Origin of the sequence: Candidatus Protofrankia californiensis, from assembly GCF_900634765.1 — a bacterium.
GTDB classification, from domain to species: Bacteria; Actinomycetota; Actinomycetes; order Frankiales; family Frankiaceae; genus Protofrankia; species Protofrankia californiensis.
On sequence record NZ_CAAAFT010000213.1, the window covers coordinates 1 to 1015 of the forward strand.

Below are 1015 nucleotides of genomic sequence, written 5' to 3' on the forward strand. Positions count from 1 at the left end.
AATGGGGCTTTCGGTTCGCCGCCATCCCGGCCGACGCCGAGCCGGAACGCGTTCTCGAACGCCTTTCTTCGCTACGGCGCAACGGCTCGTCGCAAACGAAGGAGCCCGGGTGAGACCTGCTGCCGCCCATGGCAAAACTCGACATGGCTGGCAGGTTGCCACCAAACGACGCCGGAGCACTCGATTTCCTGGCCGTTCCTGCCTCCGGCTTCGCGGTCGGTGGCACGTTACTTCCCGAGTTCTTCTGACAGTGACACAGATTGCCTCCGTCGCGGTGCGAGGGCGACAACCACACCAACACGAAGGAGACAAAAATGGACGGCAAGGACGAGTTCCGCCTCGACGGCAAGGTGGCGCTGGTCACGGGTGGCGCCCGCGGCATCGGCGCCGAGTCTGCGCGGGTTCTCGCAGCCGCGGGTGCCAGCGTGCTGGTGACGGATGTACTGAGTGCTGTCGGGAAGGAAACCACTGAAGCGATCAGCGCAGCCGGTGGCACGGCCGCCTACCGGGACTTGGACGTCACCCGCGAGGAAGAGTGGGTGGCCACGGTCGAGGAGACGGTCGCGACCTTCGGCGGCTTCGATGTGCTGGTGAACAACGCCGGCATCGAGGTGGTGAAAGAGATCGCCGACACGTCGCATGACGAATTCCGTCGTATCACGGCCGTCAACGTCGATGGCGTCTTCTTAGGCTGCAAGCACGCGGTGATCGCTATGCGCCCTGGCGGGCGTGCCGGGCGGGGCGGGTCGATCATCAACATCTCCTCCGTCGCCGGCATGATCGGCGTACCTTGGCTGTCCGCCTACGGGGCCACCAAGGGCGCGGTGCGTAAACTGACCAAGGATGTGGCGGTGGAATGCGGGCGACTGGGCTACGGCATCCGCTGTAATTCCATTCATCCGGGCGTCGTGGAAACCGTCCTGGCGGAGTCGTTCTTCCGCAAGAACCAGGCTCTAACCGGCGCGGCAAGTCTCGACGACGTCAAGTCCGCATTCACCGCGGTTCATCCGATCGG

At 64.5% G+C, this 1015-nt stretch carries 1 protein-coding gene; it reads left to right on the forward strand.

Annotated features, from left to right (window positions below; all coding sequences use genetic code 11):
• Positions 1–314: 314 nt before the first annotated feature.
• The coding region (locus DD1DGNOD_RS11605) for an SDR family NAD(P)-dependent oxidoreductase (RefSeq protein ID WP_131770109.1) at positions 315–1015 on the forward strand (701 nt) is incomplete at its 3' end.